The 26,789-nt window shown below is 64.9% G+C and carries 24 protein-coding genes; 14 read left to right on the forward strand and 10 right to left on the reverse strand.

Annotation, left to right across the window (positions count from 1 at the left end):
- Positions 1-40: 40 nt before the first annotated feature.
- From BLU29_RS02505 to lysS, 4 genes are all read right to left on the reverse strand, one after another.
- A complete protein-coding gene (locus BLU29_RS02505) occupies positions 41-1,051 on the reverse strand; it encodes an ABC transporter substrate-binding protein (RefSeq protein WP_091055003.1) in 1,011 nt (336 codons plus the stop codon).
- Positions 1,052-1,111: 60 nt separating this feature from the next.
- Positions 1,112-1,804 carry an ABC transporter ATP-binding protein gene (locus tag BLU29_RS02510; RefSeq protein WP_091055004.1) on the reverse strand — a complete coding sequence of 231 codons (693 nt, stop codon included), beginning with the start codon at positions 1,802-1,804 and terminating at the stop codon, positions 1,112-1,114.
- Positions 1,805-1,877: 73 nt separating this feature from the next.
- Positions 1,878-3,113, reverse strand: a complete 1,236-nt coding sequence (locus BLU29_RS02515; protein WP_091055005.1) for an ABC transporter permease — start codon at positions 3,111-3,113, stop codon at positions 1,878-1,880.
- Between the two features lie 80 nt (positions 3,114-3,193).
- A complete protein-coding gene (gene lysS / locus BLU29_RS02520; protein WP_091055006.1) occupies positions 3,194-4,684 on the reverse strand; it encodes a lysine--tRNA ligase in 1,491 nt (496 codons plus the stop codon).
- 201 nt (positions 4,685-4,885) lie between these two features.
- On the opposite strand from lysS, the gene lipB reads away from it, so the two are divergent.
- The 6 genes from lipB to BLU29_RS02545 all read left to right on the forward strand — a co-directional run bounded on the left by lipB (position 4,886) and on the right by BLU29_RS02545 (position 10,531).
- Positions 4,886-5,557 (forward strand): lipoyl(octanoyl) transferase LipB, encoded by a 672-nt coding sequence (gene lipB, locus BLU29_RS02525; protein WP_091060852.1) that lies wholly within the window; start codon positions 4,886-4,888, stop codon positions 5,555-5,557.
- Positions 5,554-6,453, forward strand: a complete 900-nt coding sequence (gene lipA / locus BLU29_RS02530; protein ID WP_091055007.1) for a lipoyl synthase — start codon at positions 5,554-5,556, stop codon at positions 6,451-6,453. Before lipB ends, lipA begins: the two co-directional genes overlap by 4 nt.
- Positions 6,454-6,516: 63 nt before the next feature.
- Positions 6,517-6,744 carry a hypothetical protein gene (locus tag BLU29_RS17805; RefSeq protein ID WP_157693566.1) on the forward strand — a complete coding sequence of 76 codons (228 nt, stop codon included), beginning with the start codon at positions 6,517-6,519 and terminating at the stop codon, positions 6,742-6,744.
- 40 nt (positions 6,745-6,784) lie between these two features.
- The gene (locus BLU29_RS02535; protein WP_172830191.1) at positions 6,785-8,800 is read left to right on the forward strand and encodes a TonB-dependent receptor plug domain-containing protein; all 2,016 of its coding nucleotides are present in this window, start codon (positions 6,785-6,787) and stop codon (positions 8,798-8,800) included.
- Between the two features lie 72 nt (positions 8,801-8,872).
- On the forward strand, positions 8,873-9,643 hold the full coding sequence (locus BLU29_RS02540) for an AMP nucleosidase (RefSeq protein ID WP_091055009.1): 771 nt from the start codon (positions 8,873-8,875) through the stop codon (positions 9,641-9,643).
- 195 nt (positions 9,644-9,838) lie between these two features.
- On the forward strand, positions 9,839-10,531 hold the full coding sequence (locus BLU29_RS02545) for an MBL fold metallo-hydrolase (protein WP_091055010.1): 693 nt from the start codon (positions 9,839-9,841) through the stop codon (positions 10,529-10,531).
- Between the two features lie 77 nt (positions 10,532-10,608).
- Here BLU29_RS02545 and BLU29_RS02550 read toward each other — a convergent pair whose 3' ends face one another.
- Both BLU29_RS02550 and BLU29_RS02555 read right to left on the reverse strand, forming a co-directional pair.
- Positions 10,609-11,502, reverse strand: a complete 894-nt coding sequence (locus BLU29_RS02550; protein WP_091055011.1) for a hypothetical protein — start codon at positions 11,500-11,502, stop codon at positions 10,609-10,611.
- Between the two features lie 144 nt (positions 11,503-11,646).
- The gene (locus tag BLU29_RS02555; protein WP_172830192.1) at positions 11,647-12,558 is read right to left on the reverse strand and encodes an SCO family protein; all 912 of its coding nucleotides are present in this window, start codon (positions 12,556-12,558) and stop codon (positions 11,647-11,649) included.
- 182 nt (positions 12,559-12,740) lie between these two features.
- Here BLU29_RS02555 and BLU29_RS02560 point away from each other — a divergent pair, with 182 nt between their 5' ends.
- The 4 genes from BLU29_RS02560 (at position 12,741) to BLU29_RS02575 (ending at position 16,127) form a co-directional block, all read left to right on the forward strand.
- Positions 12,741-13,703 carry a COX15/CtaA family protein gene (locus tag BLU29_RS02560; RefSeq protein ID WP_091055013.1) on the forward strand — a complete coding sequence of 321 codons (963 nt, stop codon included), beginning with the start codon at positions 12,741-12,743 and terminating at the stop codon, positions 13,701-13,703.
- Entirely contained in the window at positions 13,700-14,617 is a 918-nt protein-coding gene (gene cyoE, locus BLU29_RS02565) for a heme o synthase (RefSeq protein ID WP_091055014.1), read from the forward strand. Before BLU29_RS02560 ends, cyoE begins: the two co-directional genes overlap by 4 nt.
- Positions 14,618-14,703: 86 nt before the next feature.
- Positions 14,704-15,147, forward strand: coding sequence for a DUF420 domain-containing protein (locus BLU29_RS02570; protein ID WP_091055015.1), 444 nt, complete (start codon positions 14,704-14,706; stop codon positions 15,145-15,147).
- A gap of 50 nt (positions 15,148-15,197) precedes the next feature.
- Positions 15,198-16,127, forward strand: a complete 930-nt coding sequence (locus BLU29_RS02575; RefSeq protein WP_091055016.1) for a tetratricopeptide repeat protein — start codon at positions 15,198-15,200, stop codon at positions 16,125-16,127.
- A 119-nt stretch (positions 16,128-16,246) separates the two neighbouring features.
- On the opposite strand, the gene BLU29_RS02580 is transcribed toward BLU29_RS02575, so the two are convergent.
- Positions 16,247-16,735 (reverse strand): plastocyanin/azurin family copper-binding protein, encoded by a 489-nt coding sequence (locus tag BLU29_RS02580; RefSeq protein ID WP_091055017.1) that lies wholly within the window; start codon positions 16,733-16,735, stop codon positions 16,247-16,249.
- A gap of 206 nt (positions 16,736-16,941) precedes the next feature.
- Between BLU29_RS02580 and coxB the strand changes: the two genes are divergently transcribed.
- From coxB to BLU29_RS02600, 4 genes are all read left to right on the forward strand, one after another.
- Positions 16,942-18,249, forward strand: coding sequence for a cytochrome c oxidase subunit II (gene coxB / locus BLU29_RS02585; protein WP_172830193.1), 1,308 nt, complete (start codon positions 16,942-16,944; stop codon positions 18,247-18,249).
- Positions 18,250-18,398: 149 nt separating this feature from the next.
- Entirely contained in the window at positions 18,399-20,408 is a 2,010-nt protein-coding gene (ctaD, locus tag BLU29_RS02590; protein ID WP_091055019.1) for a cytochrome c oxidase subunit I, read from the forward strand.
- A 54-nt stretch (positions 20,409-20,462) separates the two neighbouring features.
- Positions 20,463-21,296, forward strand: a complete 834-nt coding sequence (locus BLU29_RS02595) for a heme-copper oxidase subunit III (protein WP_091055020.1) — start codon at positions 20,463-20,465, stop codon at positions 21,294-21,296.
- 114 nt (positions 21,297-21,410) lie between these two features.
- The gene (locus BLU29_RS02600; protein ID WP_091055021.1) at positions 21,411-21,773 is read left to right on the forward strand and encodes a cytochrome C oxidase subunit IV family protein; all 363 of its coding nucleotides are present in this window, start codon (positions 21,411-21,413) and stop codon (positions 21,771-21,773) included.
- Between the two features lie 397 nt (positions 21,774-22,170).
- Here the strand turns inward: BLU29_RS02600 and BLU29_RS02605 are convergent, their stop codons facing one another.
- The 3 genes from BLU29_RS02605 to BLU29_RS02615 all read right to left on the reverse strand — a co-directional run bounded on the left by BLU29_RS02605 (position 22,171) and on the right by BLU29_RS02615 (position 26,786).
- The gene (locus BLU29_RS02605) at positions 22,171-24,585 is read right to left on the reverse strand and encodes an ADOP family duplicated permease (protein WP_091055022.1); all 2,415 of its coding nucleotides are present in this window, start codon (positions 24,583-24,585) and stop codon (positions 22,171-22,173) included.
- Positions 24,586-25,455: 870 nt separating this feature from the next.
- Positions 25,456-25,812, reverse strand: a complete 357-nt coding sequence (locus tag BLU29_RS02610; protein ID WP_091055023.1) for a hypothetical protein — start codon at positions 25,810-25,812, stop codon at positions 25,456-25,458.
- A gap of 731 nt (positions 25,813-26,543) precedes the next feature.
- Complete coding sequence (locus BLU29_RS02615; RefSeq protein WP_091055024.1) at positions 26,544-26,786, reverse strand: hypothetical protein; 243 nt, start codon at positions 26,784-26,786, stop codon at positions 26,544-26,546.
- Between the last annotated feature and the right edge of the window lie 3 nt (positions 26,787-26,789).

Here is a 26,789-nt window from a genome sequence, read left to right on the forward strand (position 1 = left end):
TGCAACGCGGGAAACGCCGGCAGAGCCGGAGGGCGGACGCTCAGGGCAGTTTCCGCAGCGCCTCGTCGGCGAACGCGTTGGTGTAGGTCCTGGCCGGCTGCACCTTGAGGTATTTGGGCTGCGCCGCGGCGAGCACCTGCCATTCCTTCTCGGCGGCGTCCGCCGGCATGCGCCCGTCGGTGGCAAACATCGGGATCTCCTGCCGCAGCACCTTCAGGTAGGCCGCGCGGTCCTTGCCGGCGATCTCGTCGGGGATGACGGCCGCGATTTCCTCTGGCGTGTGAGTGTTGATGAAGCGGAGGGTGCGGACAAAGGCATTGGCCAGGTGCTGCGCGATCTCGGGGTGCGCCCCGGCCTGGGCGGTCCGCATGTAGATGGCGGCCGACGGGAACAGCGTCCCGAAATATTTCCGCGTGCCTTCGACGGTGGTCAGGTCGGCCCAGACGGTCGCGACGCCCGCCGCCTCGTAGAAATCGCCGTCAGGGGTCGGTGCCACGATGAAGTCGGCCTGGCCCTCCCGGAGCGCAACGACGTTCTTCTCGCGGCCGTCGGTCCCGGCGCGGGAGTAGTCGCCCAGCTTCAGTCCGCCGGCGAGCACGAGGTAGTTCGCCAGGGTGGTCTTGGATGAACCCGCGCCACCGGAAATGAAGCGGCTGCCTTTCAGGTCGGCCGTCGTCCGGTATTTGCCCTTGGCCGCGTTCGCCACGAGCACCTTGGCCCCGGGCGTCATCCCGAGCGCGACGATCGCCTCGAAATCGCCCCCTTCGGACTGATTGACCACGGTGTGGTGATAGTAGGCCATCACCGCGTCGACCCGGCCGTCCATCAGCATGTCGGTGGTGCTGGCATCGTCGCGGATGTTCATGACCGTAACCACGACGCCGTTCTCCGCAAAATAGCCCAGCCGCTCGGCGAGGACGACCGGGAAAGAGCGGATCTGCTTGATCTCGTCCACGAGCAGGACGATGCGGCCGGGCTTCGCGGACTCGGCGCGGAGGCCTGCGGTGCAAAGCAGGAAAAGGAGGGGCAGGATGAAGCGGGGAAGTTTCATGGGGACGGACAGCTTGCCCTTGCAACATTAACCCCGCCTGAACGCTCCCTGAAATGGAAATCAGGCAAACCGACCGTCTTTGAGGAGCAACTGGCGGGCGGTCTTTCTCGCGTGGACGGGATTGTGGGTCACGAGCACCAGCGCGGCCTTCTCCTCGGCGCAGACCTCGAGCAGGAGGCCGATGACCTCGTCGCCCGTGCGCTCGTCGAGGTTGCCGGTCGGCTCGTCGGCGAGGATCACGGCGGGATGGTTCATCAGCGCCCGGGCCACGGCAACGCGCTGGCGCTCACCGCCGGAGAGTTGCGCGGGCAGATGGGTCGAGCGTTCCGCCAGGCCGACACGCTTGAGCAGGGTCGTGGCCCGGGCGCGCTCGGTGGCCCCCGCCCCGCCGACCAGACGCGCCGCCATCAGGACATTCGCGAAGGCGTCGAGCTCGGGAATCAGGTAATAGGATTGGAACACCATGCCGAGGAACCGGCCGCGCCGCGCGGTCAATTCGCCCAACGAAAGGCTGTGCGCGGCCTCGGCGCCCCAGAAGATTTCGCCGCTGTCGGGGCGGTCGAGCCCGGCGAGGATGTTGAGCAGCGTGCTCTTGCCCGAGCCGGATTCGCCGCGGATCGAGACGGTCTCGCCGGCCGCAACCGCGAGGTCCACACCCTGCAGCACCGAGAGCGTGCGGTCGCCGCTGGGATAGGTCTTGCGCAGGCCGGCGGTCCGAAGGACTGAAGGGCTGGATGGCTGAAGGGCTGACATGGTGTTTAGAGGGGTGGGCGCAGGGGGCGGGTTCGCCAGCTTTCAGCTATTCAGTTCTTCAGCCATTCAGCCCTTATTCAGAGCGCAGCGCCTCCACGGGTTGCAGCTTGGCCGCGCGCCAGGCGGGGATCAGGCCGGCGATGGTCGAAGCGACGATGGAAAAACCGATGATCAGCACCACGTCCCTTGGCTCGGTATTGGCCGGCAGCGAGCTGAACTGGTAGAATTTCTCAAACACCTCCTGCCCCATTGTCAGGCCGGCGATCAGATGCACCACGGCGTTGCGGTAATGCAGCAAACCAAAGCCGAGGCCGAGGCCCAGCGTGGTGCCGCCCAGGCCGATGACCAGTCCCTGCACGCAGAAGCATGCTGCGATGTGCCGCGCCCGGCCGCCCATGGCGCCGAGCAGGCCGATCTCGCGGGTCTTGCGCACCACCGTCACGAGCAGCGAGCTGGTGATGGAGAACGCCGCCACGACGATGATGAACGTGAGCAGGAAGAAGATCATGTTCCGCTCGAAGGCGAGGACGGCCTGGAAGTCGGCGTTGGACTCGAACCAGGTCTGGGCCCGGGTGTCGGCGGGGAGTTGCCGGTTGAGCGCCGCCGCCACGGCGTATTCGTCGGCCCCGGGCTGCAGGCGGACGTTGTAGCCGTGCACCCGTTGCTCGAGGCCGTAGAGGTCCTGCATCAGCCGCAGCGAGCACAGCACCGTGGAGCTGTCGAGCTGCTGGTGGCCGACCGCGAAGATGCCCGCCACGCGCACGTCGCGCGGCAGCAGCAGCTCGTTCTTCCGGGCGCGCTCCAGGGCCAGCGGCGAGTAGATGCTGACCGTGTCGCCCACGCCCGCGCCCAGCGAGTTGGCGAGGATCGAGCTCAGGATGATGGAGTCGTCGTCCAGTTGCTCGAGCGAGCCGGCGGTCAGGTAGCGGTCGAGCGGCACGACCTTTTTCATCTGCGCGTAATTGAAACCCTGGATGGCCGGGAAGGCCGGCCGGTTCTGGTATTCGAGCATCACCATGCCGGCCGCGTAGGGGGCAAAGGCCTGCACGCCCGGCGTGGCCGCCAGGGTTTTTTCCACTTCCGCCGCCGCGGGCCGGTCGAGCAGCAGGGACGCCTTCACCTGCACCTCGCCCTGGGTGTCGATGATCATCGTTTTGATCTGGTGGCCGAAGCCGCCCATCACGCTCATCGTGACCAGCATCAGCGCCACGCCCAGCGCGACACCGAGCACGGAGATCAGGGTGAAAAACGGCACCCGGCGGCCCGACGGGAAAAGCTGCTTCAGCGCGAGGTAGACGGGCCAGGGCATGGGGAAAGAAAGACTGAAGGCTGGAAGGGCTGAAAGGCTGGATTTTCCCGGCGTGTGTTCAGCTTTCAGTCCTTCAGTTTTCAGCCCTTTGCGTCCGAAGGACGCAGGGACGGGAACAAAATCACGTCGCGGATGCTCTCGGCGCCGGTGAGCAGGATGCACAGGCGGTCGATGCCGACGCCCATGCCGCCGGCGGGCGGCATGCCGTGCTCGAGCGCGAGCAGGAAGTCGGTGTCCATCTTCTGCTGCTCCTCGCCCACCTGCTTCTCGAACATCTCCCGCTGCACGAACGGGTCGTTCTGCTCGGAGTAGGCGGGCGCGACCTCCATGCCGCCGATGATGCACTCGAAGACGTCGATCAACGCCGGATCCTCGGCGTTGAGCTTGGCCAGGGGCGACAGCTCCTTGGGCAGGTGCGTGACGAAGGTCGGCTGGATGAGGGTCGGCTCGATCTTCTTGCCGAAAATCTCGTTAACGATCTCGTGTGTCTCCCAAGCCGGGTGGATCTCGAGGCCGAGCTTCTGCGCGGCTTCCGTGGCCTTCGCCTTGTAGTCGGCGGCGGTGCGCAGCGCGCTGAGCTTGAAGCCCACGGCCTCGTCGATCAGGTCGAAATAGCGCACCTCGCGCCACTCGCCGGCAAAGTTGATCAACTGGCCGCTGCCGGCGTGCTTGATCTCGGTCGCGCCGATGACGTCGCGGCAGATGTCGGTGAAGATGCCCTTGAGCAGCTCCATCATGCCGCGGAAATCCGAGTAGGCCTGGTAGACCTCGAGCATGGTGAACTCGGGGTTGTGCTTCCGCGACACGCCCTCGTTGCGGAAGATGCGGCCGATCTCGAACACGCGGTCGTAGCCGCCGACGAGCAGGCGCTTGAGGCGCAGCTCGAGCGCGATGCGCAGGTAGAAATCGACGCCCAGCGCGTTGTGGTGGGTGACAAACGGCCGCGCCGCGGCGCCGCCGGCCACGCCCTCGAGCACGGGCGTCTCCACCTCGATAAATTTCCGGGTGGCGAGCGTCTGCCGGATGCTGGCGACGATGCGGCTGCGCAGCATGAGGCGCTTCCGCGACTCCTCGTTGACGATGAGGTCGAGGTAGCGCTGGCGGTAAACCTGCTCGGCGTCGGTCAGGCCGTGCCACTTCTCGGGCAGCGGACGCAGCGCCTTGGACACGAGGACATACTTGTCCACCCGCACGGTGACCTCGCCGCTCTTGGATTTGAACAGCGCGCCCTCGGCGCCGATGATGTCGCCGAGGTCGAGCTTCTTGAACGCCGCGTAGGCGTCGTCGCCCACCAGGTCCTTCTTCACGTAGAGCTGGATCTGGCCCTGCTGGTCGAGGATCTTGACGAACTGGCTCTTGCCCATGTCGCGGATGACGACGAGGCGGCCGGCGACCTTGACCGGCACGCTGTAGTCCGCGCCGTCGACGTAGGCTTTCAGCGCCTCCCCCGAAAAATGGGTCTGCACGGCGTTGGCACGGAAGGGATCCGAGCCCGCCGCGCGCATGTCCTGCAGCTTCTTGAGCCGCACGGCATACTGGTCGTGGGAAATGTCCGGAGGAATGTCGCTCATGGAATGGCGCAGGCTTGGTCACCGGCCCACCGGGGGCAATTGGAAATTAATGCGGATCGGGCCCTGCGTCATCGTATTCCAAAGGTGGAACCTGACCTCCGGGCAGGTTATTCGTGCGCGCGCCCAAAACCCGTCCGGAGGCCGGGTTCCACCCATGAAAAAGTTGCGCTCAGGGCGGCCTTGGCCGAAAGTGGCGGCCGCATGAGCACCTCCGCCCCCGCCGCCCCGGCCCTCGCGACCCTTGATTGGGGCCGCACCGGCTACGCCGATGCCTGGTCGCGGCAGGAGGAACTCGTGGCCCGGCGCAACGCCGGCGAGGCGGGCGACACGCTGGTCTTCACGGAGCACGACCCGGTCTACACCCTCGGCGTGCGCAAGGGCGCCGAGGAACACCTGATCTGGGACGAGGCCGAGCTGACCCGCCGCGGCATCGCGGTCTGCAAGACCAACCGCGGTGGCGACATCACCTACCACGGCCCCGGCCAGATCGTCGGTTACCCGATCATCAATCTCGCCTCGCGAAAAGACCTCCACGCCTACCTCCGCCTGCTCGAGCAGATCCTGATCAACACCGTCGGCACCTTCGGCCTCGCCGCGGCCCGCCGCGAGGGCAAGACCGGCATCTGGCTCGGCCCGCGCAAGATCGCCGCCATCGGCGTCGCGGTAAAGAAGTGGACGACCTATCACGGTTTCGCCCTCAACGTGGATGCCGACCTCGCGCCCTTCACCGGCATCGTGCCCTGCGGCATCACCGACGGCACCGTCACCTCCCTGGCCGCCGAGCTCGGGTCGGCGCCCTCCGCCGAAGAGGTGAAACGCGTATTGGCGCTTGAATTCTCGACCCTCCTGCCGAGATTCTTCGCCGGTCTATGACGCCCACCAACCGCAAACCCGACTGGCTCCGCGCCAAGCTGCCCTCCGGCCCGGCCTACCAGGCCACGCGCCGGCTGGTCGAGGAGAACAAGCTCCACACCGTTTGCCAGAGCGCGCAGTGCCCCAACATCGGCGAATGCTGGTCGCGCGGCACGGCGACGGTGATGATCCTGGGCAACATCTGCACGCGTTCCTGTAATTTCTGCGCGATCCAGACCGGCCGGCCGACCGAATTCGACTTGGGCGAGCCCGCCCGCGTGGCCGACGCCGTCGCCAAGATGGGCCTCAAGCACTGCGTCATCACCTCCGTCGCCCGCGACGACCTGAAGGACGGCGGCGCCAGCGTCTGGGCCGCGACCATCCGCGCCACGAAATACCGTAATCCGCAGTGCGCGATCGAGGTGCTCACGCCCGACTGGAAGGGCCGCATGCACGACCTCGACACCGTGCTCGACGCCAAGCCCGACATCTTCAACCACAACGTCGAGACGATCGAGCGCCTGCAGAAGCCCGTCCGCGTGCAGGCCCGCTACGAGCGCAGCCTCAGCGTGCTGCGCCACGCCAAGGCGCGCGGCTTCACGACCAAGACCGGCATCATGCTCGGCCTGGGCGAGACGCCGGCCGAGGTGGAAAAGTGCCTGCGCGACATCGCCGCCGAGAAGGTCGATATCCTCACGCTCGGCCAATATCTCCAGCCCACCCCGCAGCACTGGAAGATCGACCGCTGGGTGACGCCCGAGGAGTTCAAGCACTGGAAGGAATTTTGCCTCGGCATCGGCTTTGGCGTCGTGGAGAGCGGCCCGCTCGTGCGCTCGAGCTACCACGCCGACGAGCAGTCGTCGAAATACACCGGCGAGGAGCACCTGAACATCTCGCCGACGCTGGCGAACGCATGATGTAGGGCGGGATCACCGCATCCCGCCGGTTCGTGATCAGGGCGATATTCCAGGCGGGATACGGTGATCCCGCCCTACAATAAGATTTCCCTCGCAGAAAGCCTCGGCGGGGCTGATTTCTTGCCGCAAAAGCCCACGCATAGAAACCAGAAGGAAATCGTCGAGGACCGGCTGCCGCGTTTCACAGCCGTGCCCCTCAAGAACTTCGATCGTTACATCCTGCTGACCAACTTCGACGCTACGCCGAGCTGTTCGTCCACTGGAACCCGCGTGCGATGCCGGCAATTTTAGGCTCTACAGGTTGTCCTCCCGCGGTTGAATGTCCGCCTCCATGCCCCTCCGTCCGCCGGCCTTCCTCACCACCCTCTGCCTCTGCGCGTTCGCCCACCCGCTTTTCGCCCAGTCCGCCGCCCCTGAGGCCGTCAAGCTCCCGACCCTCTCGGTCAACGAGCGACTGGACCAGACCGCCGACCATCCCAGCCTCGTCCCCGTCGCCGACGGCCTGGCAGACGGTGCTTTCGCCGGGCTCGCCCGGCAAGTCGCCGGCCTCGCCGTGAACGATTCCGGCGCCCGCGGCTTCGGTCAGACGGTCACGCTGCGGGGACTCGGCAACACGCCGTTCTTCGGCGACGCCTCGGTGCCGGTCTATCTCGACGACATCCCGCTCGCCAGCGGCTTCACGTTCCCCACGGAGCTGTATGATTTCGGCCGGATGACCGTCTACCGCGGCCCGCAGGCCGCCACGCTCTTCGGCCGGGCGGGCGACGCCGGCGTGATCCAGTTCACTTCCACCGCCCCGGGCGCCAGCGGCACGGCGCGCCTCGGCGCCACCGTGGGCTCCTACGGTCAGCTCGCTTTCAATGTGTCGGCCCAGACGGCGCGCAGCACGGAGTCCGACGTCTCGGCGCAACTCGGCACGAGCCGGCGCGACGGTTACATTGAGAATACTTTGCTCAAGCAGACCGTGGATGACCGCCGGGCCGTGTTCGGGCGCGTCCAGCTGCACTACCGGCCGGCCCCGGACCTGGAACTCTCGCTGCATCTGCTCGGGCAGCAATCCCGCGACGGCGCGCAGGCCCTCGTCCCGCTCGGTGGGCCGTATTACGAGGTCAGTCGCGGCAAGGAAGGCGTGTCCGACGCGGACTTCGCCGCGATCGCCGCCGGCCTCACCAAGCGGCTGGCCGGCGCCACGCTCACGGCCACCACGAGTTATTCCGACTGGAACCTGTCCCCCTACTCCAACCGCTTGGTCGTCTTTGGCGGCGTCAACTTCGACTCGGCGCTGACCCAGTCGCAACGCACCTTCAACGAGGAGCTGCGCTATGCCGGCGAACATCTGACGCTCGGCGCGTTCTACTCGACCTCCCGCACCCGCGGCGCGGCCGACCGCATCTTCAACGGCTTTCCGGTCGAGGGGTCGGCTTTCACCACCGACGCCGATCTGCTCGCGCTGTCCGGCCGCGTGTCCTTCACGCCCGCGCCGGGCTGGTCGATCACACCCGGCCTGCGCGTCGAACGCACCGCGAAGGAATTCGAACGCATCGAGACCATCCCGTCCTCGACCGTGATGCGGCGCGACGACGCCTGGCCGGCCTTTCTCCCGAGCATCGTCGTGGGCCGCCGGTTCGACGAGACGACCGATTTCACGCTCACCCTGGGCCGCGGCTTCAAGCCCGGCGGTTACTCGGCCTACACGGGCCGGGCCGACCTGGCGGGCTTCGGCCCCGAGAGCTCCTGGAGCCTGGAAGCCGCGGTGACCGCCGCGCCGCGTGATTCCAACCTCAGCTGCACGGCCCGGGCCTACGTCTCCCGTGTCAGCGGTTACCAGATCGAACGCTCCTTCGCCGTGCCGGGCGCCACCGCCGACGAATACCTCGTCGTCAACGCCAGCCGCGCACGGGTGCTGGGCGTTGAGCTGGAGTCCGTGTGGCGGGCCGGCCACGACATCAGCGTGACCCTCGCGGCCTCCGTCTCCCGCGCCACGCTGGAGGACTTCACCGATCCGTTCACCGGCGCCACTTACTCGGGCCGCCAGGCGCCCTACGCCCCGGCCGGCAACGGCGCGCTGCGCGTCGATTACCGGCCCGCCACCGGTTTCTTCGCCGGCGCCGGGCTCACCTGGACCGGCACCACCTACTACGACGAAAAGGAGACGGCGTCGCTGGCGCAGCGCTCCTACTCCTTGGTCGACGCGGAGGCCGGCTACGCCTTTGCCCGCGGCGACATCCGTCTTTTCGGCCGCAACCTCACCGACAAGGCCTACTACAGCGCCATCATCCCCGGGGTGAAGCACGGCACCCCGGGCGCCCCCGCCACCTGGGGCGCCGCGCTCGCGCTCCGCTGGTAGGCCGGGGCGCCGGAGGATTTGCCTCGCCGAAATCCGCGGCAGGGTTAATTTTTTGCCGGCAAAAGCCCATTCATGGAAACCAAGAAGAGAATCGTCGAGAACTGGCTGCCGCGCTACACGGGCGTGCCCCTCAAGAACTTCGGCCGCTACATCCTGCTGACCAACTTCGACCGCTACGTCGAGCTGTTCGCCCACTGGAACCGCGTGCCGGTCCACGGCCGGAACAAGCCCATGCCCAGCGCCACCGCGCACGGCATCACCATCATCAACTTCGGCATGGGCAGCGCCACCGCCGCCACCGTCATGGACCTGCTCAGCGCCATCAATCCCGAGGCCGTCCTGTTCCTCGGCAAGTGCGGCGGCCTCAAGCACCGCGCCAAGATCGGCAGCCTCATCCTCCCCATCGCCGCCATCCGCGGCGAGGGCACGAGCAACGACTACTTCCCGCCCGAGGTGCCCGCCCTGCCCTCCTTCGCGCTGCAAAAGGCGATCTCCACCACCATCCGCGATCACAAGAAGGACTACTGGACCGGCACCGTCTACACCACCAACCGCCGCGTCTGGGAGCACGACCTGGACTTCAAGAAATACCTGAAGAAGGTCCGCGCCATGGCCGTGGACATGGAGACCGCCACCATCTTCACCACCGGCTTCGCCAACGAGATTCCCACCGGCACGCTCCTGCTCGTCTCCGACGAGCCGATGACCCCCGAGGGCGTCAAGACCGCCGAGAGCGACAAGAACGTCGACGACAAGCACGTCTCGATGCACCTGCGCATCGGCATCGATTCCCTGAAGCAGCTCATCAACAACGGGCTCACCGTAAAGCACCTGAAGTTCTGAACGAAGCGGGATTCTCCGCGGATTACACAGATGAACGCGGATGAATACTCTAGATTGTCATTTTGAGCGCAGCGAAGAATCCAGGACGATGCACGCCGGCGGACACACTGATAGATTCTTCGCTGCGCCCAGAATAACGGTTATCTGAATTTATCCGTGTTAATCCGTGTCATCCGTGGTTAAAGAAATGCCGCGATGCTGATCAGGATCAAAGGCGCGATTTCCAACTGCTACCTGCTGCCCGGCGAAAAACCCGTGCTGGTGGATACCGGCGCGCCGGGCGATCTCCGGCGCATCCTCGCGGCGCTCAAGTCGCACGGGCTCGAGCCGAGACAGCTCGCGCTCATCCTGCTCACCCACGGCCACAGCGACCACGCCGGCTGCGCCGCCGAATTGAAGCGCCGCAGCGGCGCGCAGGTCGCGATCCACGCCGGCGACGCCGCGCTGGTCCGGGCCGGGCGCAACGGCGTGATCGCCGTGCAGGACACGCTTGGGCGCATCCTCCGCCCGTTCGTCGACGAGGAGTTCGAGGCCTTCGAGCCCGACCTGGTCTTCCAGCAGGGCATCGCGCTCGAGCCCTACGGCCTCCGGGGCCGCGTGGTGCCGACGCCGGGCCACACCCCCGGCTCGGCCTCCGTGGTGCTCGCCAGCGGCGAGGCGCTCATCGGCGACGTGCTCCGCGGCAGCCTTGTCTGGCCGAACAAGGCGCGCGACCACTACTTCTGCAACGACCCCGAGCGCAACCAGCGCAGCATTGTGAAGCTCGCGCGCGAGGGCCTGCTGCGCTGCCACCCGGGCACCTTCGGCAGCTTTCCCGGCGCCGAGCTCGGCCGCTTCCTCTCCACCGACGGCGGCGAGGTGTTCGAGCTCTCCGGCGAACCGGTGTGACCCAAAACCGGTAGGGCGAATCCTCCGGATGAGCCGCGAATCAACGGCTCGTCGGGACGACTCGCCCTGCCAACGAATCACGGCGCCACGTCCACCCAGAAGGGCACGAAGGCCTCGCTGCCGTCGAGGTTGACCTGCGCCCAGATGACGTAGCGGCCGGGTGCCGGGATCGTGACCTTGAAATTCAGCTCGGGCCGCAGCGCGTCGGGCGGCTTGCTCAGGTCGATCTCGGCCGGATGCAGGTGGGCAAAGCCGCTGCGGGCCTCGTCGAAGGCCACCAGATGGGCGAAGGCGCCCATCACCGGCTGCAGCGGCACGGGGATTTTCTCCCGGCCCTGGCTCTCGATCCGGAACTTGAGGTCCGCCACCTTGCCGGCCTGGAACACCGGCGGCGTCACGAGCTCGAAGTTGAAGCCGCCCAGCTGGGCCGTCGTGTTCGGCTCGCGGGTGACCGTGGCCACGGTGCCGGGCACGGTGAAATCGGCCGAGGCGTAGAGGCCGCGCTGCGTCGCGGCCGGCGTGAAATCGGCGAACACCCGGTAGGTGCCGGGGCGGGCCGGCGTCAGCGTGAACTTCCACTCCCCGTCCCGGCGGCCGGGCTCGGGGTGCACGTGCTGGTAGTCGCTGAGCGTGGGATCGACGATGAGCAGGTGCAGCTTGCGGGTGTGCGCGACGAGGAGATCCGCCGGGGCGACGGGCTTGCCGCTGGCGGTGGCCAGCTTCAGCGTGAAGTTCACCGGCGAGCCGACCGCCGGGGCGCGGTCGGCCGTCAGCGTGACCACGACCGGCGAGCGCACGGCGACGACCGGGATGAACTGCGGGTTCGCGGGATCGCAGAATTCGAGCACACCCTTCCCCTCCATCCGGAAATCCATGTGGTTGAGGTTGCTGCCCGTCGGCAGCAGCCGCACACCCACGTAGAGCGCCAGCGCCACGGCGGTGATGAGGATGATCTGGTTGCGCGGGGTCATGGGTGGAACGTTTCGCCGCCCCTAAATCTCACGATTTGTCATTCTGAGCGTAGCGAAGAATCCAGCATGATACACGCCGACGGTCATGTTGATGGATTCTTCGCTACGCTCAGAATGACAGCAAAATACATTTTGCCGGCTCGCTCATCCTTTCTTCAGCCGCCGGACGAAGTCCTCGACCAGCCAGGTGCTGCCGTCGACGCGGTAGCTGATCTTGCCCTCCGCGTTGATGAGGACGGTGGCGAGGGTGTGCTTGATGGTATTGCCCTCGAATTCGCGAATGATGCCCAGCTGCGCCAGCAGGTGGCGCACGGCGGCGTCGGGCCCGGTGAGGAACGACCAGTTCGACGTGTCGAGGCCGCGGATCTGCGCGTATTCCTTCAGCACGCCCGGGGTGTCGTATTCCGGGTCGAGCGAGATGGTGATGAGCTCGAAGTCCTTCGCGCCGGCCTCTTTGGCCGCCTTTTGCAGCGCGGCCATCCGCTGGGTGGACGCCGGGCACATCGTGGCGATCGGGCAGCGGGTGAAGATGAAGTTGAGCACGATCTGCTTGCCGCGGAACCGGCTGCCGGCCACCGCGCGACCCTCCTGATCCAGCAGGGTGAACTCGGGCAGGTTCTCGCCGATCTCGCGGTAGGCCTCCCTGCCGCGCATCGCCGTGTCCTGCGCGAGAGCCTTCGCCGCGGCATCGAGCGCGCGCTGCGTGGCGGCGTCGTCGGGCCAGATTTTCTCCAGATACAGGCCGTTGTCGCGCACCACCAGCTCGGCGCGGATGTGCTCGCCGGGCTTCGCGATCGCCAGGTCGCCCTTCGACACCTTGAACTCCATCGTCATGGCCCCCATGAAGCCCTTGATCTCATCATGCATGACGATGAGCTGGCTGTGCTCGACGTCGGCCTTCACGATCTCGCCCGTCAGCGGGTAGCGCTTCTCGGCGGGGGCGGCGGGCACCGCGGCCGGCGCCTCCTGCTTGGCGCAGCCCGGTGCGATCCACGCCACGGCCGCCATTAGCAAACATGCGGCCAGCCGCACGGGGGGCGAATAACTGGGCTTCATCAGACACATACCTTTGCCAGACACGCGAATTGTCAAAAGGTTTGCGCTGCCCGCATGCCGGGTATCACTTCGACTTTCCGGCCTCATAATGAGCTTCGACCACATTCCCCGCTCTGTCCTTGTAGGGGCGCCGCTCGACGGCGCCCGCGGGCGTCCGCAAGGGACGCCCCTACACTAAACCGATGACCCGCACCCCCACCTACAAAGCCGGCCTCGCCTGGTTCGCCGCCGTTGGCAGCGCGTGGGTGTTCGTGCTCGTGGCGCTCGGGGCGTTCACCACCACCATCGGCGCCGGCATGGCTTTCCCCGACTGGCCGCTGTCCAACGGCTCGGTCAACCCGCACGGGTGGTTGACCGAGATCGACAAGTTCGCCGAACACTCGCACCGGCTGAGCGGCACGATGATGGGCCTCATCACGATCGTCCTCGCCGTCTGGCTGCACCGCGCCGAATCGCGCGCCTGGCTGCGGAAGCTCGGCTGGTGGGCGCTGGCCATCGTCATTTTCCAGGGTGTCCTCGGCGGCACGCGCGTGCTGTTAGACCCGGTGCACGTGCCGGGTTTTGACATGTCCCTCGGCCAGATGCTGCGCATCCCGCACGGCGTGCTGGCGCAGGTCTATGTGTGTATGCTTTTCGCCATCGCCGCCGGCGTCTCGCGGCCGTGGGTGGAGAATTCCTTCGGCGCCGCCGGCGATCGCGTGCGCCGGTTGGGCTGGTGGTGCGTGGCGCTCCTGCTCGTGCAGCTGACTGTCGCCTCGACCATGCGGCACAACTACGCCGGCCTCGCGATCCCGACCTTCCCCTACTCGACCCCGGAGGGCGGCCTGCTGCCGGCGGCGTGGGACTACAAGGTCGTGCTGCACTTCCTGCACCGCGCGATGGCGGCGCTCATCGGCGTCATGGTGCTGGTTTACGGCCACTTCCTCTGGCGCGAGAAAACGCTCACGCCGTTCCTGCGCGGCTGCAGCGTGCTGCTGGTCGCCCTGGTCACGCTGCAGATCACCCTCGGCGCGCAGGTCATCTGGACCGGCCGCAGCGTCGCCATGACCACGGGGCACGTGCTGGTCGGCGCGCTGACGCTCGCCACGACGTTCGTGGTGGCGTTTTTCACCGGGCGGGGCTCGATTGAAAAGGCCCACCCATGACCCAGACCGAGGAACAGCTCCCGACCGGACTCGCCGCCCCCGCCTCGCCCGCGACGTGGCGGCATTACCTCGAGCTGACCAAGCCGCGGCTGAGCTTCATGTCGGTCATCACCGCCATGGTCGGCTACCTGGCGGCGCTGCCATATTGGGACTGGGCGCGGACGCTTTATCTCATGCTCGGCACGGCGCTGTGCGCCGGTGGCGTGGCGGCGCTCAACCAGTGGATGGAGAGCGAACTCGACGCGAAGATGAAGCGCACGGCCGACCGGCCCATCCCCACCGGCGTCATCCAGCCCGGCTCGGCCTTCATCGTCGGCTGGCTGATGTGCATCGCCGGCCTCGCCGTGCTGTTCCGGCAGGTCAACGGCATGTCCTCCTTCCTCGCGCTCGCCACCATCGTGGCCTACCTCGCCATCTATACGCCGGCCAAGCGCTGGTCGCGCTGGAACACCGAGATCGGCGCCATCAGCGGCGCGCTGCCCCCGATGATCGGCTGGGCCGCGGCCGGCCGCTCCAACGACCCGCTCGGCTGGTCGCTCTTCGCCATCCTCTACACCTGGCAGATGCCGCACTTCTTCGCACTGTGCTGGACCTACCGCAAGGACTACGCCGCCGCCGGCATGCGGATGATCTCGGTCACCGATCCGAGCGGCCGCCGGGTGTCGCGCCGGGCCTTCATCTGGAGCGTGCTGCTGGTCGCGGCCAGCGCCCTGCCCACCCTGCTCGGCTACTGCTCGTGGTATTATTTCGCCTTCGCGGCGGTGCTCGGCCTGTGGATCCTGAAATCAACGATCACTTTCCTCAACCCGGCCCGGCGCGAAACCGAGGCGCGCCGGCTGTTCCTCATCTCGATCGCCTATCTGCCGCTGCTGCTGGGTGTGCTGCTGGCCGACCGCTTGATTTTCAGATTCTGATTTTCCACACCAAGATCGCAAAGAACGCCAAGATCCGCCTTACCTTCGCTCCCTTTGCGTTCTTGGTGTAAAGCCCCTCTGTTTTCATGACCGTCCACGACATCCCCACGCTCAACGCCGCGCTCAACGCCACCGCCACGGTGCTCATCACCGCGGGCTACGTCTTCATCAAGCGCGGCCAGCGCGACCTGCACCGCGCCGCCATGATGAGCGCCTCGGTCGTGTCGGCGCTGTTCCTCGTCGGCTACGTGACGCACAAGATCCTCATCCGCGGTGTGCACACGCCGTTCGGCGGCGAGACGGCGTTTCTGCGGGCGTTCTATTACACGATGCTCACCTCGCACATCATCCTGGCGATCGCCATCGCCTACCTGGTGCCGCGGACGCTCCTGTTCGCCCTCAAGGGCGACTACGTCTCGCACAAGCGGTGGGCGAAGTTCACCTTCCCGATCTGGTATTACGTGTCGGTGACCGGCGTGCTGGTGTATTTCTTCCTCTATCAGTGGTGGCCCGCGGTGCCGGCCGGCTGACGTCCGAGTTCGCCCTTGCGACGGTGCGCCCCGGACCGTAGACGGAGCGCGTGAAGCGCATCCTGCAATCGGCCGCGTGGCGGGGACTGGCCGTCCTCGTTCTTGGGTTGAGTCTGGCCCCGGCACTGCCCGCGCAAAGCACGGGCGACCAGGCGCGGAGCATTCTCGGGCAGGCCATCGCGAATCAGGAGAAACCCGGTGAACTGCAGGGCGCGCTCCAGAAGCTCGAGGCGCTGGCCGGCCACGGCACGTCCGATGCCACGCTCGAATACGCCCGCGGTTGGGTCCTTTCCCGCGTGGAGCGACCAGTCGATGCCGTGGCCGCCTACCGGCACGCGATTGCGCTCGATCCGACCCTCGCCGCCGCCCACTACAACCTCGGGGTGCTGCTCTCCTCCAACCCAACCACGAAGGAGGAGTCCTTGCGGTATTTCGAAGCGGCCGCGCGCCTCGACCCTCGAAACGCGGACGCCAGTTACAATGCCGGGCAGGCCGATTACGACCTGGAGCGTTACGGGGCGGCCTTGGCGCAATGGCGCCACACCCAGCAGCTCACCCCCGACGATTTCCAGGTCGCCCGGAAGCTCGTCCAGACGCTGAACGCGCTTGGGTTGTGGGCCGATGCGGCGGTCGCACGCGACTACGCCCTGCGCATCCTCCGCGAACGGCGCGATCCCTCCGCGCTAAACACCACGAGCCTCTGCGTGGATCAACTGCCGTTGAAAATGCACCGGGTCTACGTTTATGAGAATCTGGACCCGGCCAGCCCCAACCTCGTCTACTTCTGCCGGATCATCAACGCCCGGAACGAGCCCATCGCCGAGCTGGACCTGATCCGCGACGGCGAATCGCACCATGTGTTGCGGCTGGCGAACAACTCTACCGACAAGGTGCCGGCGCGCGAATTCTCCGCCCGGCCGCCCTGGCCCGAGTTGAAGCCCATCGTGAGCGAGATGACCCAGGCCGTCCTGCAGCGCTGAGGCTGATAATATTCTGTGGAGGGCCCGTCTCCTGACGGGCCGCGGCCCACGGGGACGTGGGCCCTCCAAATGAAAAGCCGGCCCGCAGGCCGGCTTGGGACAAATCGGCTGGTCGTCGCTTACTTGACGATCATCACGCCATGCATGCCCGACTGGAAGTGTGCCGGGAAGCTGCAGACGAACGGGTATTCGCCCGGCTCGGTCGGGGCCTTGAAGGTGATCTCATCGCTCTGCTTGGCGCCGAGGAGCTTGGTGTGGACGATGATCTGGTCGGCGGCGGCGGGGATGTAATCCGTGGCCATCGCGGTGATGGCGGAGTCAACGAAGGCCTTCGGATCGGTGCCCTTCTTCAGGAGGATCCAGTTGTGGGCCATGGCGGCCTTCGGCATGGTGCCGGTGTTGGTCAGGGTGACTTTGACGTCCTGACCGGCCTTAACCTCAATCTGGGTAAGGTTATACTTCATCGTGTCGTTCGCGGTAAATTCGAAGGCTGCGACCGCCGGAGCCGTCTGGGCGGGAGTCGCCGAAGCGGCGGCCTGGTCTTTCTGGCCGCAGCCCGCCAGAAGCAGGCTGCCCGCCAGCACGGGGAGGAGGAGGTGTTTTTTCATGGGCCACAACTATCACACAGCCGGCCGCGATGTGCAATGCCAGAGGTCAGGTTTGTGCGTCACTAATACTCCAGCCAGCGAGGGTTAATACCCGGGCTGCGGCCCGCTTTTAGGCGTGGTTTTGTAGTTGAAATGGATTTCTTTTTCCAAACGCTGGCCCTGCACACTCGCTGCAGCGCACACCGCTGATGCCGCCAATGTTACACATGACCCGCACACGTCCCGTTTACCGCAAAGTTTTCCGCTTTGCCCCCGCTTTTCTTGCCAGCCTCGGCCTGGTCCTGCTCACCGGCTGCAACAAGCTGCACCAGGTCTTCAGCCTCAGCGGCCCCCAGTCCACCATGGTCACCGCGGGCCCCGTCGCCTCCCGGCAGTGGGACCTGTTCATGATCACGGTCTACGTGACGACCTTCATCTTCATCGTGGTTGGAACTGTCCTGGCCTACGCCCAGATCAAGTTCCGGGCCAAGGACGACACCGCCGACAAGTCCGTGCCGCCACCACAGGGCCACGGCAATCCGTTGATCGAGGTCGGCCTGATCGCCTTCTCCGTCCTCCTGCTTGTCATCATCGCCGTCCCGACCGTCCGCGACATCTGGTATACCAACGACGTCCCCAACGAGGAAAAGGGCAACGCCCTCGATGTCACCGCCACCGGCTACCAGTGGTGGTTCCAATTCAGGTATGACACCGAGATGGTGAAGCTCCCCGCCGGCGGCGAGACACCCCTCGTGACGGGCAACGAGCTCGTCGTCCCCGCCGGCCGGCCCGTCCGCGTGCAGGTGCGCACGGTCGACGTCATCCACAGCTTCTGGGTCCCCAAGCTGGCCGGCAAGGTGGACATGATGCCCAACCGCGCCAATTTCCTCTGGTTCAAGGCGGACCACCCCGGCTACTACTACGGCCAGTGCGCCGAGTATTGTGGCGAGTCCCACGCCGTCATGCGCTTCCGCGTCATCGCGCTCGACCGGGCCGATTACGACAAGTGGCTCGCCAACCAGAAGCAGCCCGCCCGCAGCGTCACGGCCAAGTCCCTCGCCGCCGCGGCCGACCGGCCTCGCGTCCAGTTCGCCAGCCTGAAGCTCGATGACGGCCGCGCGCTGTCCGGCTCGCCCGAGTTTGACGCCAACCCGCTCGCCGCCTGGCACAAGCAGCAGGACGTCGAGCAGGACGAGAATCCCGCGCTGGTCGCCCAGGGCCGCAAGCTGTTCTCGGAAAAGACCTGCGTCTCCTGCCACACCGTCCGCGGCCACGAGGGCATCGGCATCACCGGCCCCGACCTGACCCGCGTCGGCGCCCGCTCGACCATCGCCGCCGGCGTGCTGGAGAACACCAAGGAGCGCGTCAGCCAGTGGCTCCACGACCCGGTGCACTTCAAACCCGGCAACAAGATGTATTTCGGCGGCTACATGGTCCAGGAAGGCTCCGGCGACAACGCGAAGTGGAAGCAGAACTTCACGCTCAACGACACGGAGATCAACGCCCTCGTCGCCTACCTGCACAGCCTCAAGTGAGCCGCCCATTCATTTTTCTGTCATTTTGAACGAAGTGAAGAATCCATCAGCCTAACCGCTCGCCCTCATCCCACTGGATTCTTCGCTGCGCCCAGAATGACAAACCTGTAGGTCCTCCCTCCTCCCTCTCACTCTTTCCTCCCACTCCCATGGCAGAAGCACTGGCAAAACACGCTTATACCGGCGGCGCCCACGCCCCGGCCAAGAAGGCGACCTTCGAATTGTTCGCCCGCCCGACGGCCAAGACGGGCCTCATCGGCTGGCTGACCACCGTCGATCATAAGAAGATCGGCATGCTCTACGGTGGCTTCGCCATCCTGTTCTTCCTCATCGGCGGCCTCGAGGCCCTGCTGATCCGCACCCAGCTCATCGTCCCGAACAACCATTTCCTCGAGGCGCAGACCTACAACGAGCTGTTCACGATGCACGGCACCACGATGATCTTCCTCGCGGTCATGCCGTTGAACGCGGCGTTCTTCAACCTGCTCATCCCGCTCCAGGTCGGCGCGCGCGATGTCGCCTTCCCCCGCCTCAACTCCTTCTCGCTCTGGGTCTGGGTCGTCGGCGCCATCCTGCTCAACGTCGGCTGGCTCTCCCACTTCGTCCCGGCGTGGAAGTTCGGCGGCGCCCCCTCCATCGGCTGGTTCGGCTACGCCCCCCTCACCTCCAAGACCTTCACCCCGCAGCTCTCCACCGACCTCTGGGTGTTCGGCCTGCAGGTGCTCGGTCTCTCCTCCATCGTCGCCTCGCTGAACTTCATTGTCACGATCATCAACATGCGGGCCCCGGGTCTGACGATGATGCGCCTGCCGGTGTTCACGTGGATGGCACTTGTCACCAGCTTCCTGCTCATCCTCGCCCTCCCCGCCATCGCCATCGCGCTGGTCGAGGTCATGTTCGACCGCAACTTCGGCACGAACTTCTTCGAGGTCTCCGGCGGCGGCCAGCCCATCCTCTGGCAGCACCTCTTCTGGGTGTTCGGCCACCCCGAGGTCTACATCCTCATTCTGCCCCCGATGGGCTACGTCTCGGAGATCCTGCCGACCTTCTCGCGCAAGCCGCTCTTCGGCTACCCGATCATCGTGTTCTCCGGCGTGGCGATCGGCTTCATCGGCTTCGGCGTGTGGAGCCACCACATGTTCACCACCGGCCTGGGCAACGTCGCCACCGCGGCCTTCGCGCTCGCCACCATGGCCATCGCCGTCCCGACCGGCGTCAAGATCTTCAACTGGATCGGCACCCTCTGGGGCGGCCAGATCCAGACCCGCGTGCCCATGATGTTCGCCCTCGGCTTCATCTGGATGTTCATGCTCGGCGGCTTTTCCGGCATCATGCACTCCGCCGCGCCGGCCGACGCCCAGCAGCAGGACAGCTACTTCGTCATCGCCCACTTCCACTACGTGCTCATCGGCGGCGCCACCTTCGCGCTGCTCGCGGCCATCCACTACTGGTTCCCGAAGTTCTTCGGCCGGATGGTGCCGGAGTTCTGGGGCAAGCTCTCCTTCTGGCTCATCTTCGTCGGCTTCAACTGCACGTTCTTCCCGATGCACTTCCTCGGCCTGAACGGCATGCCCCGCCGCACCTGGACCTACGACTCCAACATGGGCTGGAACGAGGGCAACCTCTTCGCCTCCTGCGGCGCCTACCTGCTCGGCCTCGGCATCTTCACCTACTTCGCCGTCCTCGTCTGGAGCTTCTTCAAGGGCAAGGTGGCCGGCAACGACCCGTGGGACGGCCGCACGATGGAGTGGTCCATCCCCTCCCCGCCGCCCGAGCACAACTTCGCCGCCATCCCGACCGTCCACGCGCGCGACGCCTGGTGGTATGAGAAGCACCATCAGGAGGAGATCGCCAAGGAGAAGGCCGAGCACATCAAGGCCGAGGAATCCCACGGCGGCATCCACATGCCCGACCAGTCCTGGTATCCGATCATCGCCGCCTTCGGCCTGCTCATCGGCACCTACAACATGGCGCAGATGCACCACCCGGTCATGATGTTCGACCGGGAGATGCTCTCCTCGCACCTGCCCCTCGCCATCACCGGCCTCTGCATCCTGGTCACCGCCTGCTACCTGTGGTCCCTCGAGGGCCCCGGCGGCTACCACCTCCACATCGCCCCCGACGGCAAGGTCACCGAGTCCCGCGGCGACCACCACTGATCATCCTCAGGTCTCAGGTTTCAAGTTTCAGGTCTCTCTTCACATCCCTTCCTCATGAGCAGCCACGCGGCCACTATCGACCATCATCACGACGCCACGACGGCGACGGGCATCCCGAACAAGAAGCTCCTTTGGTGGGCCTTCCTCGCCTCGGACTGCATGTTCTTCGGCGCGTTGATCTCGACGCACCTTGTCTACCGCCTCAACCCGCCCCCGGGCAACGCGGTCCCGACGCAGGTCTTCAACATCGAGCTCACGTCCTTCTCGACGTTCATCCTGCTCATGTCCTCGCTGCTCATGGCGCTCGCCGTGAACGCCATCCAGCGGGGCAACGTGCGCAGCACGCGCACCATGTTGCTCGGCACGATGTTCTTCGGCTGCATCTTCCTCGGCGGCCAGGTCTTCGAGTTCACCCACTTCGTCTACGTGAAGAAGATGACGCTCTCGAACAGCATCTTCGGCTCCACCTTCTTCACCCTCACCGGCACCCACGGCACGCACGTCGCCATCGGCGTGCTCCTGCTCGGCATGATGTATGTCCGCACCTTCAAGCCCGCCGACGGCCGCGGCGGCGGCCTCATGCTGAACTTCCTCCACCTGCTCGCCGTCGCCGTCACCTTCGGCGTCGCCTTCATCTGGTTCGTCCCGGGCATGATCGAGGTCATCTACGGCGCCAGCTTCCCCGAGCTCCTGCGCCACCACGCCATCCCCTTCGCCGCCGGCATTGTGGGGCTTATCTCCCTCATCGTTTTGGGCCGCACCCGCGGTGCCGTCGAGTTCGGCGAGAAGAACGCCATCGATGTCGAAGCCATCGGCCTCTACTGGCACTTCGTCGACATCGTCTGGATCATCATCTTCACCGCCGTCTACCTGCTGGAATACCTTTAAGCGTTCAGCAATCAGCTCTCAGCCTTCGGTCCTTCCCACCAATCCTCAGGTTTCAGGTCTCAAGTTTCAGGTCTCTCCTTCCGCCTTCTTCCTTCTCCCTTCCGCCTTCCCGCCATGTCCGCCCCCGCCACCACCGCCGACGCCGGCCACCACGAGCCGAGCAAGTTCCATTTCTATATCCAGATCGCGATGATCCTGTCCGTCATCACGGGCGTGGAGGTCGTGCTGGTCTACCTGCCCATCGTGAAATGGTTCGTCGTTACCGCGCTGTGCACCCTCTCCGCGGTGAAGTTCATGTTCGTCATCTTCTTCTTCATGCACCTGCGCTGGGACAAGGTGTTCTGCACGATCCTGTTCTTCATCGGGCTGGTGCTCGCCGGCGGCACGATGTGGGCCCTGCTGCACATTTTCGGCGCCGACGCCAGCAAGCCCCTCAGCGCCGCCATGCTCGAGGCCGCCCGCCTCGCCATCGCCTGATCCCCTTCGATTCTTGGTCACCCGGCCGCGCCTACCAGCGCGGCCTTTTTTATGCCCTTTGGGTTCAATACCCCGGAGCAGCTTGCTCCGGCTTGGTCTTGAGATTCCACGGCGAGGTCGCCGTGGCTCCAGAACGAATAATACCAAACACCAAAGCTTTTACACGAAGGCCGCAAAGAACGCAGAGATATTTCCCCTCGCAGGATCTGCTTCGCGGTCTTGGCGACCTTGGTGTAGAGTGTAGTAGCTTGAGGCGATTGGTATAACTGGAGAGCGGGCGACCTCGCCCGCATGGGATTGGGCCAATGCCCCGGGCTTGCCCCGGGGATTTTTACTGGAGGAAGGGCGTCGTCGAGTCTAAGACGCCCTGCGACCCCATGGCTTCCCGCACTACTCGCTACTCGGCACGCAGCGCGACGATGGGATCGGCCTCGGTGGCGCGGCGGGCGGGCACCCAGGTGGCGAGGAGGGAGACGGCAAAAATGGCCACACTGGTGCCACCGAGAATCACGTAGCTCTGGGTGATGATCGGGCCGAGATTGTGCTGCAGCAGCTGGCAGAGTTCATAGGAACCGATGGCGCCCAGGCCGAGACCGATCAAAGTCAGACGCAGGCCTTGCCGCAGGACGATGCGCAACAGGTCCGTTTGCCGCGCACCGAGCGCGAGGCGGATGCCAAACTCCGTCATGCGCTGGTTTACATTGTGGGCCACAACGCCATAGAGACCGACACTGGCCAGCGTGAGACCAAGCAAGGCGAAGCCGAGCAAGACCGCATTGATCACGACCAGGTTATGCAACGTTTTGTCGCGCATTTCCGCAATGGTCATGACGGTGCGCAGCGTCGCCGTGGGCGCCACCTCGGATACGGCCCGGCGGAGATCGTTTTCGAAGCGACCGGGATTGTCCCCACGAAGCGCGATTTGGAACCACGCCCAAGGCTGATAGATGAAATGGGAGTAACATTGCATCTGGGGATAAGGATCCCCGAAAACGATGGTGGGTTCCGCATCGGCCACCACCCCGATGATTTCCCGCCAGGAGACCTTGCCCGAAGGATTTTTGGTGCCGAGGCGTTTGCCGAGCGCACCGCCGGTGGGCCAGAAGTGTTTGGCCAAAGATTGACTGATGACGACCTGTTCGACCGAAGCGGGGGAAACATTCTCTGGAAATGTTTTCCCTTCGAGCAGGCGAATGCCAAGCGTTTTGAAATAACCCGACGTGACCAGAAACATATTGGCCCTGGACCGGGTCGGGAGAGAAAAGTCCTGGCCTTCAATGAAAGCATCCTCCAGCCAGCCACGCTGATCGGGTAGCATCGAGGCGATCGTGGAAGCCTCCACGCCGGGGATGCGCGCCAGGCGGACACCCAGCGCTTCATAGAGGGCCCGGGCCTTCGCCGGGTCGCCATAGGCCGCTTCCTCCACCTGAACGTTGGAAGTGAGGATGGACTCACTGTCCCAAGCGGGGCGGAAGTTAAGGATATGCCCGAGTCCGTGAATCATCATTCCCGCGACCGACAGCATGGCGAGCGAAAGCGCGACCTGGCCGATGACGAGCAGGCTGCGAATCAAACCTTGGGTTTTGCTGCCTGAAGCGCTGCGGGTTTGCTGCTTGAGGGCCATGTTGACGTCCGTGCGGGAGGCGAGCCAGGCGGGGACCAGGCCAAAGCAGAGACCGGAAAGGATCGAGAGCGCGGCGGTGAAGCCGAGCACCCGGGCGTCGATGGAGAGCTCCATGGTGGAATTTATCCCGGTCTTGATGTTGCGGCCGACCAGTTCGTTGCACCACCTCGCAATCAGCAGGCCGAGGGCTCCGCCGGCCGCCGCTATCACCAGCGACTCGAGCAATTGCTGTTTGATCAGCATCCAGCGACTGGCTCCGAGCGCGGAACGGATGGCGAGGTCGCGGAGGCGGGTGACGGCGCGGGCCATCTGCAAATTGGCGAGATTGGCGCAGGCGATGGCCAGAATGGCCGCGGCCACGCCCATTTGCAGGCCGATGATGGAAAAATTTCCAGAACGACCGGCCTGCCCCGTCTGGCGAACGGTAATATTGTATTTGGGATAGAGGATGGGGGTGTCCTTGGCCCAACGATCCGTCAGCGCGGTCAAATTGGCCATGGCTTGCGTCGGGGTGAATCCGGGGGCGAGCCGGGCCAGGCAGCCAAATTCCCGCCGATTACGACTGGCCTCCTGATCGGGGGTATAAACCAAGGGACGGAAATACTCGCATTCGCCAAACAGAATGGCCGACGAATACACCTTGGGCAAAACACCGATAATGGTGAAAACACGGGCGCTGATGCGCATCGTCTGGCCGAGGACCTCGGGTTTGGCGCCAAATTGTTTGCGCCAGAGGGCCTCGGTGATCAGCACGACGGCATCCCGGCCATTCACGCATTCCTCCGTGCTGAAGGTGCGACCGAGCAGGGGCGGAGTCTCGAGAACCTTGAACAAGTCGGCATGCGCTCTCACACCCTGTTTTTCCTCGGACACCTGATCGGATAGAATAACGGCCTCCCGGGTCTGCTGGAGGGGGGCTATGGCGACAAACGCCTGGGCGGGGTGCGCGCGGAGTTCATTCAGTTCGGGAGCGGAAAAGCCATTTACCTGGGCTTCGGGACTTCGGCCAAACAGCGAGACGATGGAATCGGGGCGCGGGAAAGGGACGGTCGAAAACATCAGGGCATTCATCACTGAATACATCGACGAGTTGACCCCGATGCCCAGCGCCAGGGTGACGACCGCGATGGCGGTGAAGGCGGGTGCGCCCAGCAGTGAACGCACGACATAGCGGAGTGACTGAGGCATGGAGGAATTTATCAGTGGCTTCTCCCGGTCGTGACTTGGCGTCACACGGACGAAAGCCTTTGTCCGCCTCTTCGCGTGGCCCCGCAGAAAGTCGGTCACTGGTTGATAGCGGACGAATCCAACCCCGTCAATGCGCGGGTAATGGGTCAGTTTGGTTTCTTCGCTGTTGTAGGTCGGGGTTTATCCCCGACAGGTCGCGTGGAATGTCGGGCTCTTTACGCCCGACCTACATCAAACTGACCCACTACCAATGCGCGGAACACCGGCTTTTCTGAGCAGCTACAGCGGTTTAAGTAATAGCATGGCCGCAAAAAGGTAGGGCGGAGCGGCCCGCTCCGCCGTGCGTGTGCCAACCCGGTCTCGGCGCACCGGGCCTGTGCGCCCTACCCCTGGAATTGCGACGACTACATTTCAACTTAGCACGACTCCGTTACGTCAGAAACACACACCGGCGCTGCGCGCCATCAGCTGTCGCCGGGCCTATGGCCGACAGGCCCCTCTCCAAGGGGATTATCGCCGGCGTAGGTTTGGGTCCCCCCTGGAGAGGGGTGCCCGGCAAGGCGGGGTGTGTCGCCCGGGGCATCATATACTTAACGGAGTAGTGTTAGGGTGTGTCTTCAAACCTCTGAAAAGGACCACTAATGAGATTTCACCAATGATGAAATCCACAGAAACCGCTCCGGCTGATCGCCTGCGCGGTGGGTTTCGGGGGCCCGCTAATCGCAGGCAGAGAGGGCGGCGATCAGCCGCCCCCTGAACCTGTCGGCGGAGGCGATTAGCCGGAGCAGAGAAAGTAGATTCCGCCGTTGGCGGAATCCTTTTAGTGGTCTCCTTTCCGAGCTTTGAAAGCACTCCCTAGTCCGCACTATCTCATGAACCCGCGGCCGGCTTCGCCCTGCGACTCGCGACCTTGCGTTCGCTGTTTCGTGTGCCGCCGGACTGCTCGTATTGGGAGGAGTTCGGACCATAGGCGGCCCGGAAACCCGAGCGGGCCCGCGTCACGAGGTCGTGCAAGACCGCGGCACTGTCATCCCGATCGTTCATGAGGCCGGAGAGTTCCGTCCTCTTTGACTCCACCGTAGCGTCGGCCGCGGCCACTTTGTCCCGGGCGGCCGTGAAGCTCTCGAGCGTCACTGTGCCCAGCTTGAAGTCGGCGTTCGCCGACCAGGTATCGATGATCTTGTTGGCGTCGATCAGAACGACGGCCGGATTGTATTTCGTTGGCATGTTTGTTCTTAGTTTATTTGGCCTGTTGTTTGTTAGGTTTGGTGATCGTTGACCAAATTGGCCCATGTCCTGACGACCGGGTAGCCCCTCTCCCTGTTGGGTATCGCGTTCCCCCCTTCGGGTATTGCGTCTCCCGCTTTGGGTCGCGCGCTTCCTCCCTTGGGTCTGGCGTTACCCGCCTCGAGTATCGCGTTACCCTCTTCGGGTCGTGCGATTCCTCCTTTGGGTATCGTCTTACCCGGTTCGGGTATCGCCTCTCCCCCTTTGGGTATGACGTTACCCGGCTTGGGTAACGCGTCTCCTCCCTTGGGTATCGCGTTACCTTCTTTGGGTATGGCGTCTCCCATCGAGGGTCACGCGTCTCCCGAAGGTTGGCCTGTGGGCCGGAAAGCCCGGAAAGGGATACCCAGGCCATTTCGCACCCGAAAGTATCAGTCAAGGAGCACTGTAACCACGTTTCCTGCATACGAATCACTGCACGGCATGTTACCGCTCCACCACCCCGGGGAGGATAGGCCAAACCGCCTGTTTCCGGGCACCTATTTTCAGGCACACAAATTCAGCCCGTGAAGCCGTGACGGCATATGAGATTCGAATCTGAGATTTCAGATCTCCCTCACCCCCGCCCGCCGGTCCGACCCCCGGCAAGCTCTTCTATGGATTGCCAGGGAGCGGTGTCCCGGTCTTACTCGCCCGGTCGCGAGGCCACGCGGCGATGGTGTAACTAACTGTCACGCACCCTCCGCAACCACCAAGCCGTTTCGGGACAACCACACCTCGAGGTAGTATTCCTCGACAGTCAGGGCGTCATCGAAATCCTTCTTCCCGTCCAAGAACGCCTGCAGCTTCCGCAGCCCGATCCGCGCGATCGCTTCCTGCGCCTCCCGCTCCGAACCAAACACCCGCAGCTGCCCGTGGCGATTGAGGATTGGCTCCCGTTTCACTGTCGGCGAATCGAGGAACAGCGCGAACACCGG

This window comes from Opitutus sp. GAS368, from assembly GCF_900104925.1.
In the GTDB taxonomy this organism is placed as follows: domain Bacteria; phylum Verrucomicrobiota; class Verrucomicrobiia; order Opitutales; family Opitutaceae; genus Lacunisphaera.